This is a genomic window from Verrucosispora sp. WMMA2044 (assembly GCF_027497155.1).
Lineage (GTDB): Bacteria > Actinomycetota > Actinomycetes > Mycobacteriales > Micromonosporaceae > Micromonospora > Micromonospora palythoicola.
The window spans coordinates 349,395-364,947 of record NZ_CP114913.1; the positions used below are offsets into that span (position 1 = coordinate 349,395).

Consider the following 15,553-nt stretch of genomic DNA (forward strand, 5'->3'; position numbering starts at 1 on the left):
CCGCATGTCGAGCGCGGGTGCTGACCGGACCCGGGTGTGGCGGGTCGGGCGGTGTCGCAGGGCCGTGATGGGATGGCGGGATGCAGGCGTACCGGTTGGTGCGTCGGCCCGCCGGGCCGACCGAGGGGAACGGCCCGTCCGCCGGGTCGCCCTCGGCTGCCGCCCATCCGCAGGCCGCACCGGGTTCCCCGCCGGGTCAGGCGGCCCCGGGTCAGGTCGCGTCGGGTCAGGTTGCGTCGGGCCAGGTCGCGCTGGGTCAGGCGGCACCGGAGCAGGCACCCCCAGGTCACGCCGGGCCGGGGCTGGTCGATCCGCGACAGGCGGAGGTGGTCGCGCACACCGCCGGTCCGATGCTCGTCCTGGGCGGCCCGGGCACCGGCAAGACCTGGACCCTCGTCGAGGCGGTCGCTGCCCGTGTCGCCGAGGGAGTCGACCCGGAGCGGATCCTGGTGCTGACCTTCAGCCGACGTGGCGCCGCCGACCTGCGGCACCGAATCGAGGCGCGGATCGCCGCGACCGGTCAGCGGGTGCTGCGCGAGCCGCTGGTGCGCACCTTTCCGGCGTACGCCTTCGGGCTGCTGCGGCGGGCCGCCGCCGAGCGCGGCGAGCCGTCACCCCGGCTGCTCACCGGCCCGGAGCAGGATCTGATCATCCGCGAGTTGCTTGACGTCGTCGGTGCGGAACCCGACGGGGAGCCCGACGACGACCCGGTCGGTTGGCCGGCGGACCTGCGGCCGGCGCTGGGCACCCGGGCGTTCGCCGCCCAGCTGCGCGACCTGCTGATGCGTGCCGCCGAGCGGGGTGTGGGCCCGGTCGAGCTGGCCCGGCTCGGCGAGCGGCTCGGCCGCGCCGACTGGCCGGCCGCCGCCCGGTTCCTCCGGCAGTACGTCGCCGTGCTGGCCCTGCGCGACGTGGCCAACCGCGGCTCGGTCGCCTACGACCCGGCGGAGCTGGTCCGGGCCGCCACCGGAATGCTGCGCGACGATCCGGAGCTGCTGGCCGCCGAGCGACGCCGGCTGGCGCACGTCTACGTCGACGAGTTGGCCGACACCGACCCCGCGCAGCTGGAGCTGCTGGACACGGTGGCCGGCGGCGGCCTGCCTCTGGTCGCCTTCGCCGACCCCGACTCCTCGACGTACGCCTTCCGGGGCGCCGACCCGGGCGGCGTGACGTCCTTTCCGCACCGGTTCCGCACCGCCTCCGGCGCGCCGGCCGCCCAGGTGTTGCTGAGCACCAGTTACCGCGCGGGCGAGCGGCTGCTGGCCGCCACCGCGCGGCTGGCCCGGCGGCTGCGCGGGCCGGCCGCGCACCGGCGGCTGCGACCGCTGCCGGACGCTCCGGCGGGGACCGTGGAGGTGCGCACGTTCTCCTCGACCACGAGCGAGGCGGCGTGGCTGGCGCACGCGCTACGCGCGGCGCACCTGCTCGACGGCGTGCCGTGGTCGCGGATGGCGGTGCTGGTCCGCTCCACCGCCCGGCAACTGCCGGGGCTGCGTCGGGCGCTGCACGCGGCCGGCGTGCCGACCGTGGTGCATGGCGAGGATCTGCCGCTGCACCTGCAACCGGCGGTCGCGCCGCTGCTGCTCCTGCTGCGCTGCGCGCTGGAGCCGGAGCGGCTCGACGAGGAGGCCGCCGTGGCGCTGCTGCACTCACCGCTCGGTGGTGCCGACCCGCTGGCGGAGCGACGGCTACGGCAGGGCCTGCGCGCCCTCGCCCTGGCGCGGGGTGACCGTCGGCCCTCCGGGGAGCTGATCATCGAGGCGCTCCGCGACCCGGACGAGCTTTCCGGAGTCGAGCGGCGTTGGGCGGAACCGGCACAGACAGTGGCCGGGCTGCTGGCCGTGGCCCGGGAGGCGGCCGACCGGCCGGCCGCCACCGCGGAGGAGGTCCTCTGGGCCGTGTGGCGGGCCAGCGGCCTGGCCGAGCTGTGGTCGGCCGCGCTGACCCGGGGCCCGGCAGTGGCCGGCGAGGGCGATCTCGCCCGGCGTCGCCGGGCCGAGGCGGCCGACCGTGACCTGGACGCCGTGCTGGTTCTCTTCGACGCCGCCGCCCGGTTCACCGACCGGTTGCCGGGCGCGCGTACCGAGGTGTTCCTCGACCACGTGCTCGGTCAGGAGCTGCCGGCCGACACGCTCGCACCGACCGCCGACCGGGGCGACGCCGTGCGGCTGCTCACCGCGCACGCGGCCAAGGGACTCGAATGGGATCTGGTCGCGGTGGCCGGGGTGCAGGAGGGCGTCTGGCCGGATCTGCGGCTGCGTGGCAGCCTGCTCGGCTCGGAGCGCCTGGTCGACGTGCTGGCCGGCCGAGGGGACGGCGCGGTGGCGGTGGCCACCGTGGTCGGGCAGACCTCGGCGTTGCTCGACGAGGAGCGGCGGCTGTTCCACGTCGCGGTGACCCGCGCTCGGCGGCGGCTGCTGGTCAGCGCGGTCGCCTCCGCCTCGGTCGGCGGCGACGACCACGAGGAGCAACCCAGCCGCTTCCTCTACGAACTGGGCCGTACCGACGACCCGGGCGACGCCGTCGACGGGTCCGCCGGTCCGCCGCCACCCCGGCCACCGGACGAGCCACCTCCGGATCACGAGGCCGGCGTCGACGGCTCGCCGGACCCCACGGAGACCGGGCCGCCCGGATCGGGCCGGCTGCCGTTGAGCCGGCCGCCCCGGGCGCTCACGCTGCCCGCGCTGGTGGCGGAGCTGCGTACCGCGGTCGTCGATCCGGCGGCGCCGGTCGCCCGGCGGCGCGCGGCGGCGGCCGAACTGGCGCGGCTGGCCGCCGCCGGAGTGTCCGGTGCGCATCCCGACGACTGGTGGGGGCTGCGCCCGCTCTCCGACGACCGACCGCTTGTCGACGACGGCGAGCCGGTGCGGGTGACCCCGTCGGGAATGGAGAGCGCGCTGCGGTGCAGCCTGCGGTGGCTGCTGGAACGGCACGGCGGCAGCGCACCGGCCAGCACCGCGCAGGGTGTCGGCAACCTGGTGCACGCGGCGGCGATGCTCGCCGAGGACGCCCAGGCGGACCGGGAGACGCTGCTGGAGTACGTGGCCGCGCGCTTCGACGCGATCGAACTGGCCGCGCGGTGGATGGTCGGTCCGGAGCAGGCCCGCGCCGAGGCGATGGTCGACAAGTTGCTGCGCTGGCTGGCCGCCAACCCGCGCCGGTTGCTCGCCATCGAACAGGAGTTCGCGGTACGCCTCGACGATCCGCACCGGCCGGTCGAGCTGACCGGCCGGGTCGACCGGTTGGAGGTCGACGCGGACGGCCGGCTGGTGGTGGTCGACCTCAAGACCGGCAAGTCCACCGCGGTCACCGAGGGAGAGGTGGCCGAGCACCCGCAACTGGGTGCGTACCAGGCGGCGGTGGAGGCCGGCGCGTTCGCCGAGTTCGGCGACGAGCCCGGCGGCGCGGCACTCGTGCAGCTCGGCACCGGCGCGAAGGACGCCCGCGAGCAGGCCCAGCCACCCGCCACCGACGGGCCCGAGGCCGGTTGGGCGACCGCGCTGGTGCGTCGCACCGCCGAAACCATGGCCGCCGCGACCTTCGCGGCGGTCGCCAACTCGAAGTGTCGGGTCTGTCCGGTCCGCAGCAGCTGTCCGGTGTCGGGTCAGGGTCGGCAGGTGGTCGAGCCGTGACCCAGCCCACCCTGTTCGAGCCGGTCCCGCCGGCGCCCCGGGCCGCCGACGCGGGCCCCCGGTACACGCCGGTGGAGCTGGCGAAGCTGCTCCGGCTGCCCGCTCCCACCCGGGAACAGGCGGCGATCATCGCCGCGCCGGTGGAGCCGCTGCTGGTGGTCGCCGGTGCGGGCTCCGGCAAGACCGAGACGATGGCCGCCCGGGTGGTGTGGTTGGTGGCCAACTCGTACGTCCGGCCGGAGCAGGTGCTCGGCCTCACCTTCACCCGCAAGGCCGCCGGTGAGCTGGCGCACCGGGTACGCGTCCGACTCGACCAGCTGGTCCGCCGGTTGGGTCGCCGGGAGCGCAACCCGCTCGACGACCCGCTCACCGGCGAACCGACCGTGGCCACCTACCACTCGTACGCCGGGCGGATCGTCACCGAGCACGGTCTGCGCGCCGGCTACGAGCCCTCCACCCGGCTGCTGACCGAGGCCTCCCGCTGGCAGCTGGTCGACCTGATCGTGCGTAACTACGACGGGGACATGTCCGAGGTGGACCGGATGCCGAGCACGGTCACCGACGCGGTCCTGGCGCTCGCCGGCGAGTTGGACGAGCACCTGGTCGACCCGGACGAGCTGGCCGCCTGGACCGGCCGGTTCTTCGCCGACGTGCAGTCGCGTCCGGGGCGGGTCTACGCCGGGGTACGCAAGGCCCTCGCCCTGCAGCAGACCCGGTTGAAACTGCTGCCGCTGGTGCGCGGGTACGCCCGCCGCAAGGACGATTTCGAGGCGATGGACTTCGCCGACCAGCTCGCCCGGGCCGCCCGGGTGGCCCGGGACCATCCCGGCGTCGGTGAGATCGAGCGCAGCCGTTACCGAGTGGTGCTGCTCGACGAGTACCAGGACACCAGCCACGCCCAGGTGGTGCTGCTCAAGGCGTTGTTCGGCGGCGGACACCCGGTGACCGCGGTGGGTGATCCCTGCCAGTCGATCTACGGCTGGCGGGGAGCCAGCGCCGGCACCCTCGACCGTTTCCCGACCGAGTTCGCCCGGGCCGACGGTGCACCGGCCCGGGTGCTCGGGTTGACCACCAGTTGGCGCAACCGACCGGAGATCCTGGCGGTGGCCAACGCGCTCGCCACGCCGCTGCGCGCGGCCGGGGCCCAGGTGCCCGAGCTGCACGCCGCGTTCGGCGTCGACGACCCGATCCCGCACCGCAGCCCGCGTGGAGCCGCCGCCGGCACGGTGCACTGCGCGCTGCTGCCGACGTACGCCGACGAGGCCGAGTGGATCGCCGACAGCCTGCTGGCCGCCTGGCGGGGCGCGGCCGGCACCCCGGGCGTGCTACCCGAGCAGATCCCGGTGACCCGACGGCCGACCACGGCGGTGCTGGTCCGGCTGCGCAGCCAGATCCCGGCGATCGCGGCGGCGCTGCGCGAACGCGGCCTGCCGGTCGAGGTGGTCGGGCTCGGTGGCCTGCTGGACACTCCCGAGGTACGCGACGTGGTCTGCACCCTGCGGGTGCTGGCCGATCCGACCGACGGTGCCGCGTTGCTGCGGTTGCTGACCGGTGCGCGGTGGCGGATCGGGCCACGGGACCTGGTGGCCCTGCACCGCCGGGCCCGGGCCATCGCGGCGGCGCGTCGCCGGCTCGCCGACGACGGCGCTCCGGAGATCACCCCCGATCGCCTCGACGAGGCGACCCTGGTGGAGGCGCTCGCCGACCTGGGGCCGGCGCAGGCGTACTCGGCCGAGGGCTACGCGCGACTGCGCGCGTACGCGCGGGAACTGGGCCTGCTCCGCTACCGGTTGGACCAGACCCTGCCGGAACTCATCGCGGACGTGGAGCGGACCACCGGGCTGGACGTGGAGGTGGCGGTGCGGGCCGGCCGCGACGGTGCGGGTGACGCCGGACTGGCCCGGGGCCATCTGGACGCGTTGGGTGACGTGGCCGCCCGGTTCAGCGGCGAGTCACCGGCCGCCACGCTCGCCGGGTTCCTGGCCTATCTCGCCGCCGCCGAGGACGAGGAGCGCGGTCTCGCGCCAGGCGAGGTGGAGGTGGTCGAGGGGGCGGTGCAGATCCTCACCGCCCACGCCGCCAAGGGACTGGAGTGGGACGTGGTGGCGGTGGCCGGGCTGAGTCGTGGCGTGTGGCCGGGACCGGTCCGCAACTCGGACCACTGGCTCGGCGGCCTGGGCGTGCTGCCGTTCCCACTGCGTGGCGACGCCGACGGGCTGCCCGAGCTGGCCCTGGCCGAGGTGGACGACCAGCGTGGGGTGGCCCGGGCGGTGGAGGATTTCGCCGACGCCTGGCGCGCCCACGACGAGCGGGAGGAGCGACGGCTGGCGTACGTGGCGGTGACCCGGCCTCGGCGCCTGCTGCTCTGCTCCGGCCACTGGTGGGGTGAGGGCACCAAACGGCCGCGCGGCCCGTCGCCGCTGCTGCGCGAGGTGCACGACGCCTGCCTGACCGGCGGTCCCGGTCACCTGGTCGACGAGTGGACCCCGGAACCCGCGCCGGACGCGGCCAACCCGACCACCGAGGTGGTACTGCGGGCCGAGTGGCCCGCCGACCCGCTCGGTCCCCGCCGTCCGGTGTTGGCCGAGGCCGCCGCGCTGGTCCGCCGTTTCCTGACCGACGGCGACGCCGACGACGAGGACCGGCCGGACGACCCGGCCGAGGCGGATCCGGAGGTGCTCCGGTGGCGGCGGGAGGCCGATCTGCTGCTGGCCGAGCGGGCGGAGTTGAGCCGGCTCGCCGGCCCGGTCGAGGTGTCGCTGCCCGAGCAGCTGTCGGTGACGCAACTCGTCGCGTTGCGCCGGGATCCGGCCGGGCTGGCCCGGGCACTGCGCCGCCCGATGCCGACCGAGCCCAACCCGTACGCCCGCCGGGGCACCGCGTTCCACGCCTGGCTGGAGCAGCGGTTCGGTGCGGACCGGTTGCTCGACACGGACGAACTGCCGGGGGCGGCGGACGCCGACGCGGCGCCGGACGAGGAACTGGCCGAGCTGCAACGGCGCTTCCTGGCCAGCGAGTGGGCGGACCGCACCCCGGCCGAGGTGGAGGTGCCCTTCGCCACGGTGATCGGCGGGGTGGTGGTACGCGGCCGGATGGACGCCGTGTTCCGCCGGCCCGGCGACCGCTTCGACGTGGTCGACTGGAAGACCGGCGCGCGGCCGGAGGGCACCGCCGCCGAGGTGGCGGCGGTGCAGCTGGCGGTCTACCGGTTGGCCTGGGCGGAGCTGGCCGGTGTGCCCGTCGACCGGGTAGGCGCGGCGTTCCACTACGTGCGGGACGGGGCGACCGTTCGGCCGGCGGACCTGCTCGACGTCGAGGGACTGACCGCGTTGATCAGATCGGTTCCCGAGTCGACGTGAAACACTGGCGTGTCGCCGGATCCGTGGTAGGGTTCCCTCGTTGCAGTTTCGGTTACCAGCTCTGTTTGCGCCTGGCGGAATGTGGCCCCAGGCGCTCTTTGTTATGTCCGGACTTCTCCGGGCGGGGCGACCAGCAGCGACAGGCGTTCCGGGCAGGTTCGTCCGGGACATTCCTCTTTCAACTCCGCAACAGGTGCGGAGTTGACGTTCCGTCAAGGAGACGAAACAAGCATGGCTATTGGCACCGTCAAGTGGTTCAACGCTGACAAGGGCTTCGGCTTCATCACCCCGGACGGCGGCGGCGCGGACGTCTTCGCCCACTTCTCGGCAATCCAGTCCTCCGGCTACCGCAGCCTCGACGAGAACCAGCGGGTGGAGTTCGAGGTCGTGCAGGGCCAGAAGGGCCCGCAGGCGGAGAACATCCGTCCGCTCTGACCTTCGGTCACCCGGTGTCGGCCGGGTCGTCGCCGTGCTCTGCGCACCGGTGGCGGCCCGGCCGTCCGTGTTCTCCGTGCGGGGCCGGTTCCGGCGCGCCCGGATGGTTCAGGTCCGTCTCCTCTGACGCGCGCCGACCAGCGCCACGACCCTGAGTCGGTAATCAGCCTGTCGTCCGTCGGGTGGGTGACTGTCTTCCTCGCCCGGCTCCGCGACCCTGGCTGCGGGGCAGGGCCGGGGGCCCCTGATCGCGCGGGGGAGGACGACCATGGTGGGCTCGGCGACTCGTGAGCTGCTCCTGGTGATCGCGGTGGCGGCGGTCGGGCTGTTGCTGGCCACGGCGGTGACGTTCGCGCCGTGGCCGGTCACCCCGGGTGGGTCCGCTCCGTCCGGCCTGGTGGAACTGCACGGCCCTGCACCGACCGACCGCACCGGCAGCGCGTCCGGCTGACGGGCGGGCGCGCCGGGCGGGTGCGGGCCGACCGACCCGCGTGCGCTTCCTCGCCCGCCGGCACCGGCGGGCGTGTCGAGACGTTAGGGTCGGATCCGTGCCGACCCGCAGAGCGAGAATCCCAGCGACGAGGTATCCGGTCGAACGGTTCACCCTCGACAACGGCCTACGGGTCGTCCTGACCCCCGACCGCAGCGCCCCGGTCATCGGTGTGGCGGTCGTCTACGACGTCGGCATCCGTTCCGAGCCGGAGGGACGTACCGGCTTCGCGCACCTCTTCGAGCACCTGATGTTCCAGGGCTCGGAGAACCTGGAGAAGCTGGCCCACTTCCGGTACGTGCAGGGCGCCGGCGGCACCTTCAACGGCTCCACCCATCTGGACTACACCGACTACTTCGAGACCCTGCCGAGCAACGCCCTGGAACGGGCGCTGTTCCTGGAGGCCGATCGGATGCGCGGTCCTCGACTGACCGAGGAGAACCTGCGCAACCAGGTCGACGTGGTCAAGGAGGAGATCCGGGTCAACGTGCTCAACCGGCCGTACGGCGGGTTTCCCTGGCTGACCCTGCCACCGGTGCTCTTCGACACCTTCCCCAACGCACACGACGGGTACGGCTCCTTCGACGATCTGGAGTCGGCCACCGTCGCCGACGCCGCCGACTTCTTCCGGCACTACTACGCCAGCGGCAACGCGGTGCTCGCGGTGAGCGGGGACATCGACACCGCAGAGGCGGTCACGCTCATCGAGCGACACTTCGGTGACGTACCGGCCCGCCCGGCACCCGACCGGCCGGACTTCGCCGAGCCGGACCTGACCGTCGAGCGGCGCACCACGTACCCCGACAAGTTGGCTCCGCTGCCGGCGGTGGCGTCGGCGTGGCGGGTGCCCGACCCGATCGACGACTTCGCCGCCTACCTGCCGTACGTGGTGCTGGCCGAGGTGCTCACCGACGGTGACGCGTCGCGGCTGGTGGAGCGGCTGGTGCGTCGGGACCGCACGGTGACGAGCGTCGGTGGTTACCTGGGCTTCATGGGCGACCCGTTCGACGTGCGCGACCCGACCGCGCTGCTGCTCCAGGCGCATCTGCCGCCCGGTGGCGACGTCGACAAGGTGCTGCGGACCCTGGACGAGGAACTGGACCGGCTCGCCCACGACGGGCTCGGCGACGGCGAGTTGGCGCGTACCCAGGCGCGGATGGCCACCCACCTGCTCCGCGACACCGACGCGGTGCTCGGCCGGGCGCTGCGGATGGCGGTGCTGGAGCAGCAGCGCGGCGAGCCGGGGTTGCTCGGCGAACTGCCCAGTCTGCTCGGCGAGGTCACCGACGAGCAGGTCCGGGCCGCCGCGGCCACCCTGCGCCCGGAGCGCCGCGCGTCCGTCGAGGTCCTCCCCGGAGGTGGGTCCCGGTGAGCGCGAGGAGTGAGCCGGGTTTGCGAGCCCCGCAGTCGCGAACGGAGGGTGGCCGGTGAGCGCGAGGAGTGAGCCGGGTTTGCGAGCCCCGCAGTCGCGAACGGAGGGTGGCCGGTGAGCGCGAGGAGTGAGCCGGGTTTGCGAGCCCCGCAGTTGCGACAGTTGCCGCCGCTGGGTCCGACCCGCCGGCTCAAGCTGCCCCGGCAGGCCGAGCGCACCCTCGGCAACGGACTCACCGTCATCGTGGTACGCCGGCCAGCGGTCCCGTTGGTGGAGCTGCGGCTCTGGATGCCCTTCGGGCGGGCCCACCTGGCCCGGGGGCACCTGCTCACGCAGACGCTGCTCTCCGGCACCGAGACGATGAGCAGCGTGCAGATCGCCGCGGAGCTGCAGAAGATCGGCGGCGGGCTCTCCGCCGGGCTCGACCCGGATCGGCTGATGATCTCCGGCACCGGCCTGGCCACCGGGCTGGACCGGATGCTGGAGATCCTCGCCGAGGTCCTCACCGGGGCCAACTATCCGGCCGGGTGGGTGGGCGTCGAGCGGAACCGGCTCGTCGACGGCATCCAGGTCGCCCGGAGCCAGCCGGCGCACCTGGCCCGTACGGCACTGCTGCGGCGGATCTTCGACGGCCATCCGTACGCCGTGCAGACACCGGAGCCGGAGCAGGTCGCAGCCGTCCGCCCGGCGGCGTTGCGGTCGCTGCACGCCCAGCGGGTGCATCCGGCGGGCGCGGTGCTCGTGCTGGTCGGCGACCTGCGCCCGGAGCGGGCGTTGGACGCGGCCGAGAAGGCCCTCGGCGGCTGGAACGGTGCCGGGCACGCGGCCGACGTGCCGCCCGCCCCACCGCTGGAACCGGGCCCGCTGCTGCTCGTCGACCGGCCCGGATCGGTGCAGTCGTCGGTGCGGGTCGCGTTGCCGGCGGTGCCGCGTACCCATCCCGACCACGCCGCCCTGCAACTGGCCAATCTGATCTTCGGCGGTTACTTCTCCTCGCGCTGGGTGGAGAACATCCGGGAGGACAAGGGCTACACCTACGGTCCGCATTCGTTGATCGAGCACGCGGTGGCCGGTTCGGTACTGGTGGCCGCCGCCGAGGTGGCCACCGAGGTGACCGCGCCGGCGTTGCTGGAGACGAGTTACGAGCTGGGTCGGCTGGCCACCGTGCCGCCCGCTCCGGACGAGCTGGAACAGGCCCGGCAGTACGCCCTCGGCACGCTCCAGCTCGGCATCTCCACTCAGGCCGGGCTGGCGTCGCTGGTCAGCGCCTACGCCGGCAACGGGCTGCGGCTGGACTTCCTGGCCGAACACGCGGCCCGGCTGGCGAAGGTGGGCGTCGACGACGTCACCGAGGCGGCTGCTCGCTATCTCGCGCCGTCACGAGCGGTGACGGTCGTGCTCGGCGACGCCGAACGGATCGCCGCCGCACTGGCCACGCTGGCCCAGGTCGAGACCGTCCCTGTTCCGTGACGGACGTGCGTCGCGCGGTGGTCGCCGGGTGCCGGGATCACGCGCCGTGGTGAGCGGGCGTGGGGACAGCAGCCCGCCGTTGGCCCGGTCCACGCTGGACCGGGTGGCGCACCGGCGTACCGATCCGCAGTGGCTGGCTCAGGCCTGGGCCGGTGCGCGGGTGTTGGTGCTGGACGTCGAGGCGGGCGGGCGGGCGCTGGTCCGCACCGACACCGCCGTACCGGAGTTGGTGCTGGTGGGTGCCGACGGCCTGCCGCCGGCCCTCGCCGCCGGGGCGATGTTCCTCGGCGTCGAGCCGGACGGGACGGCGGTCTTCTGTGTCCACGGCACCCTGCCGACGGTGCCGGAGACCCGGCCGGCTCAGCTGCGGAGCATCGGGCACCTGCTCAGCGACCGGGACGCTGGACTGTTCACCACCGCGCTGGCGTTGACCAACTGGCACCTGCGGCATCTCTACCACCCGGTGACCGGTGAGCCGACCCGGGCCGACGAGGCGGGCTGGAGCCGGGTGGACCGTACCGGTGAGCGGGTGTGGCCGCGTACCGACCCGGCGATGATCGTGCTCGTGCACGACGGGGTCGGTGGCGGCGAGGGCCGGTGCCTGCTCGGCAACAACGCCACCTGGCCCACCACGACGGGCGGACGGCGGTTTTCCTGCCTGGCCGGTTACCTGGAGCCCGGTGAGTCGGCCGAGGCCGCGGTGCTGCGCGAGGTCCGCGAGGAGGTCGGCGTCGAGGTCCGCGACATCACGTACGCGGGCAGCCAGGCGTGGCCGTTCCCCGGCTCGCTGATGCTCGGCTTCCTGGCCATCGCGGACCCGGCGCATCCGCTGCGGCTCGATCCGGCCGAGATCGCCGAGGCGCGCTGGTTCTCCCGGCAGGAGATCGAGGCGGCGCTCGTCGGCCGGCCGGTCGAGGTGGGTGACGCCCGCCTGCTGCTGCCACCGCCCTCGTCGATCGCGCTGTTCCTGGTGCATCGCTGGCTCGACGAACGCTGCTGATCGGCCTGGCGCGGTGCGGCCCCGGTCCGTGACCGTCGTTGCCGCGGCGGTCACGGACCGGGGACACGGGCCGTCGTGGTCGGCTGGGTGAGGAACTCGGCGGGGGAGCCGGTCGACCACGACGGACGTGCGGTGGATCAGGTGCCGGGCCAGTCCGCGACTGCCCGGTGGTGGCGTGGGTCGTCCAGCGGCAGCACCTTGACCCGTTGCTTGCCGGAGCGGACGGAGCCCACGGTGGCGAGCGCGCGGGCCAGCAGCAGTGCGGCGTCGCGGTCGTCGGCGTGGACGACCTGGCGGCGTGGTTCGGGCCGGGCGGTCTCGTCCCGCAGGCGCTGACCGTCCGCCCAGGCGGCGGTGATGTCGGCGTCGGCGGCGGCGCGGATGTCGGTGCGAACGATCAGGAACCGCATGTGGGTCTCCGGATGTGTCGCGACGGGTGGAAGCGTGGAAGTTCCACGTCACTATGCGCCATCGTACGCCCGGTGCTCGTCCCAGCAAGTGAAACGCGCCCATCGGTCGGCAGACCCGACCGATCATCCGATCCCTGCTCAGCGTCGGTGGGACAGACGATGACGGGGCCGCCGGCTGCTGCCGGCGGCCCCGCGGGATGTCCGCGTGCTAGGGCTTCTCGAACTGCCCGTTACTCGCACCGGAGATGAAGCCCTGCCATCCCGCCCGGCCGAACAGCAGCACCGGGCCGCTCCGGTCCTTGCTGTCGCGTAGCGCCACTGCGGCGGGACCGTGGGAAAGCGGCGCGACCTCCACGCAGTTGGAGGTCTGGCTGCGGGTACTCGTGCGCCAGGGTGCGTCCGCGAGTTGGGCGAGGACGGACGGCGTGTTGCGGAACTCGTTCATCGTTGCGCTCCTGAGGTGAACCGATGGACCGAGTGGCACCGCACGTCCCGACGGCGGGCCGGTGCTGGTCACCGTTCCGTCAGGCGCCCGGAGGATCTGCGGCGTTGGGTCGGCGCCGTTGCCGGACCACCCGCCACGGTGGGCGGGATCGCCGCGCCGGACAGCCGTCCCGACGCATCCATCAGCCAGGAGAGGGTGTCCGTTGCGGAGAGTGCCGCCGTGCATAGCCACTCGAACACCACTTTATAGCGATTTAGGGTGATTACCTCGGTCGACATGACGTCGGTGAAGCCACCTTCGATGGCGAGCGTCTCCGGATCGAGGGGATCGGCGAACCGATAGACCGAGAACGCGGTCGGCGGGAGGTACCACTGGCCGATCGGAGTGTCCCGGGGCAGCACGTGCAGCGTGACATTCGGCAGCATGGCCAGCTCGCAGAGCTGCGTCAGCTGCTCCCGCAGCACCTCGGGCGGCCCGGCTCGGCGGCCGAGCGCGGACTCCTCGAGCACCGCCGTGTAGCGGGGCGGGTCGGTCTCCCGGGTGAGCGCCGACTGACGCGCCAACCGGGCCCTGATCTCGGTCTCGATCTCGTCCTCGGCCTCTGGCGCACCGGCGGCCTGGTCGACCTGCCAGGCTGAGGAGATGCGCATCCGCGCGTACCCGGTGGTCTGCAACAGCCCTGGCACCAGCACCGGGTTGTACTCGGAGATCTCGGCGCAACCCGCCTCCAGTTCGGCGAAGCCGCGCTGCTGCTGGGTCATCGCCGGGTACCGCTTCAGCCAACCACGCATGTCGCCGGCCTCATGGGTGATGCCGAGCAGCTCCAACCGGAGGGTGTCGTCGACGTGGTACAGGTCGAGCAGATCCCGCACGTCACCCGGATCGGGTCGGCTGCGGCCGTTCTCCAGCCGGGACAGTTTGGACGCGGAAGCCCAGCCGATGCGTTCGATGACCTGGTCGCCGGTGAGCCCGGCGGCCTCCCGCAGGCGGCGCAGTTCGCCGCCGAGCCGACGGCGGCGCAGGATCGGGCTGGGTACGGCAGGAGGCACAGTGTCCTCTTTTCCGTCGACCGCCGCGGACGCGACGGTAACTGTATGAAATTCGCCCCCCACGGTCAGTATGGACGTCGCGACCGGCGCCGGAGGTACCGGCGGCGGGCGTGTCACCAGAAATACGCAGACCCGACAGCGACTCCGGTCGGCGCGATGAAGCGTCGCCGGCTCCGCCGAACCCGCCGCACCCGAGTCGCGCCACCGGAGGATCAATGCGCACCGTCCTGAGTCGCCCGGACTTCCGTCTGCTCTTCGGCGGACTGTTGGCCAGCATGACCGCGGAGTCGATCCTGCTCCTCGCGCTCGCCGTCTGGGTGAAGGACCTGACCGGATCGGACGGCCTCGCCGGTGCCACGATCTTCGTCGTCCTCGCGCCACGCATGCTGGCGCCGCTGGTCGGGTGGTTCGTCGACAGGTATCCGCGGCGCCCCTGCTTCGTGGTCACGAACCTCGCGACGGCGCTGCTGCTCACCCCCCTGCTCGCGGTCCGCGACGCGGCAGATCTGTGGCTCATCTACGCGGTGGCCGCGGCGTACGGGTTGTCGAACCTGACCGTCGGGGCGGTGCTCAGCCGCCTGGTACGGGAACTGGTGCCACCGGACCTGCTCGGCGAGGCGAACGGGGCGTTGCAGACGGCCCGGCAGGGACTGCGGTTGATCGGCCCGCTCGCCGGCGCCGGCCTCTACGTGGCACTCGGTGGCTGGCCGTTGGCCGTGGTCGGAATGGCCGGGTTCCTCGTCGCCGCCGTGGTGGTCGGCGCGCCTCGGGCGACCACCCGGCCGGGCACGTCGTCCGCGCCGCACCCCGGGCCCGGCCCGTCACCCGCACCGGGCCCGTCGGCCGTCCTGCCCGGGGACGGCGTCGGGCACCGACCGCGTTGGGCGTCGGAACTTCTCGCCGGGCTGCGCCACCTGGTGGGCGAGCCGGCGTTGCGGCGTGCGCTGCTCGGATACGGTCTCGGCTCGCTGGTGATGGGCTTCACCGAGTCGCTGATCTTCGCTTACGTGGACCGGGGGCTCGGTCGGGAACCGGCGTTCGTCGGCGTGCTCTTCACCGTGCAGGGCATCGGTGGCCTGGTAGGCGGGCTGCTCTCCGCCACCGTCCTGCGACGGGTCGGTGAGCTGGGTGCGCTGGCCGTTGGTGTGGCGCTGTTCGGACCCGCCGCGCTGCTGCTGGCGTACCCGAACCTGTGGCTCGGTCTTGCCGCGGTGCTGATGGCGGGTCTGTCGCTGCCGCTGGCCCTGGTCGGGCTGCACACCCTGATCCAGCGGCGGACCCCGCCGGAACTGCTCGGGCGGGTGGCCGCCGCCGCCGAGGCGGCGGTCAGATGCCCGCAGGCGTTCTCGATCGGCCTGGGTGCGCTGGTCGTCGCCCTGCTCGACTACCGGTTGGTGTTCGCGTCGGTCGGCCTGGCGACCCTGCTCGCCGGCAACTACCTCTGGCGCGGTCGCCACCTGAGCCCACCGCCGGGGCCGCCGACCGGACCCCGGGTTCCCGCTCAACGCCGCGCATCCGAGCAGCGGCAGACCGAGGTCGATGCCCGCACCCGAACCCCCGACGCGCTCCGGCACAGTTGACCATGAAGGGTGTCGCCCGGGTAAGCGCTACCTGGGCGACACCATCATGATCGACGCGGGCGTGGTCAGGCGGCGATGCTCGCCAGGTGCTGCTTGACCTGGTTGATCGACGGGTTGGTCAGCGCGCTGCCGTCGGCGAAACGCAGCGTGGGCACCGTCTGGTTGCCGCCGTTGACCTGCATCACGAACGTCGCTGCCGCCGGATCCTGCTCGATGTCGACCACCTGGTAGGCGATGCCCTCCCGGTCGAGCTGCGACTTCAGCCGGTGGCAGTAGCCGCACCAGGGAGTGGAATACATCGTCAGCATGGT

12 protein-coding genes are annotated in these 15,553 nt (G+C 73.6%); 8 read left to right on the top strand and 4 right to left on the bottom strand.

Annotated features, from left to right (window positions below; all coding sequences use genetic code 11):
- Positions 1-80: 80 nt before the first annotated feature.
- The 7 genes from O3597_RS01640 to nudC all read left to right on the top strand — a co-directional run bounded on the left by O3597_RS01640 (position 81) and on the right by nudC (position 11,758).
- A complete protein-coding gene (locus O3597_RS01640) occupies positions 81-3,632 on the top strand; it encodes a PD-(D/E)XK nuclease family protein (RefSeq protein WP_281603079.1) in 3,552 nt (1,183 codons plus the stop codon).
- Positions 3,629-6,991, top strand: coding sequence for an ATP-dependent DNA helicase (locus tag O3597_RS01645; RefSeq protein WP_164447752.1), 3,363 nt, complete (start codon positions 3,629-3,631; stop codon positions 6,989-6,991). The genes O3597_RS01640 and O3597_RS01645 overlap by 4 nt, the downstream gene beginning before the upstream one ends.
- Before the next feature lie 231 nt (positions 6,992-7,222).
- Positions 7,223-7,426 (top strand): cold-shock protein, encoded by a 204-nt coding sequence (locus O3597_RS01650; protein WP_013735772.1) that lies wholly within the window; start codon positions 7,223-7,225, stop codon positions 7,424-7,426.
- A 268-nt stretch (positions 7,427-7,694) separates the two neighbouring features.
- Positions 7,695-7,877 (top strand): hypothetical protein, encoded by a 183-nt coding sequence (locus tag O3597_RS01655; RefSeq protein ID WP_164447751.1) that lies wholly within the window; start codon positions 7,695-7,697, stop codon positions 7,875-7,877.
- Between the two features lie 97 nt (positions 7,878-7,974).
- A complete protein-coding gene (locus tag O3597_RS01660) occupies positions 7,975-9,288 on the top strand; it encodes a pitrilysin family protein (protein ID WP_164447750.1) in 1,314 nt (437 codons plus the stop codon).
- A gap of 138 nt (positions 9,289-9,426) precedes the next feature.
- Entirely contained in the window at positions 9,427-10,758 is a 1,332-nt protein-coding gene (locus O3597_RS01665; protein ID WP_281604445.1) for a pitrilysin family protein, read from the top strand.
- 46 nt (positions 10,759-10,804) lie between these two features.
- Positions 10,805-11,758 (top strand): NAD(+) diphosphatase, encoded by a 954-nt coding sequence (gene nudC, locus O3597_RS01670; protein WP_164447928.1) that lies wholly within the window; start codon positions 10,805-10,807, stop codon positions 11,756-11,758.
- Between the two features lie 137 nt (positions 11,759-11,895).
- On the opposite strand, the gene O3597_RS01675 is transcribed toward nudC, so the two are convergent.
- The 3 genes from O3597_RS01675 to O3597_RS01685 all read right to left on the bottom strand — a co-directional run bounded on the left by O3597_RS01675 (position 11,896) and on the right by O3597_RS01685 (position 13,662).
- Positions 11,896-12,168 carry a hypothetical protein gene (locus tag O3597_RS01675; RefSeq protein ID WP_164447749.1) on the bottom strand — a complete coding sequence of 91 codons (273 nt, stop codon included), beginning with the start codon at positions 12,166-12,168 and terminating at the stop codon, positions 11,896-11,898.
- Between the two features lie 208 nt (positions 12,169-12,376).
- Positions 12,377-12,613 (bottom strand): DUF397 domain-containing protein, encoded by a 237-nt coding sequence (locus O3597_RS01680; protein WP_164447748.1) that lies wholly within the window; start codon positions 12,611-12,613, stop codon positions 12,377-12,379.
- Positions 12,614-12,681: 68 nt separating this feature from the next.
- Entirely contained in the window at positions 12,682-13,662 is a 981-nt protein-coding gene (locus O3597_RS01685; RefSeq protein WP_164447747.1) for a helix-turn-helix transcriptional regulator, read from the bottom strand.
- Between the two features lie 215 nt (positions 13,663-13,877).
- Here O3597_RS01685 and O3597_RS01690 point away from each other — a divergent pair, with 215 nt between their 5' ends.
- A complete protein-coding gene (locus O3597_RS01690) occupies positions 13,878-15,242 on the top strand; it encodes an MFS transporter (protein ID WP_281603080.1) in 1,365 nt (454 codons plus the stop codon).
- A gap of 65 nt (positions 15,243-15,307) precedes the next feature.
- On the opposite strand, the gene O3597_RS01695 is transcribed toward O3597_RS01690, so the two are convergent.
- Positions 15,308-15,550: a mycoredoxin gene (locus O3597_RS01695; RefSeq protein ID WP_164447927.1), complete on the bottom strand. Its 243-nt coding sequence runs from the start codon at positions 15,548-15,550 to the stop codon at positions 15,308-15,310.
- Positions 15,551-15,553 lie beyond the last annotated feature (3 nt).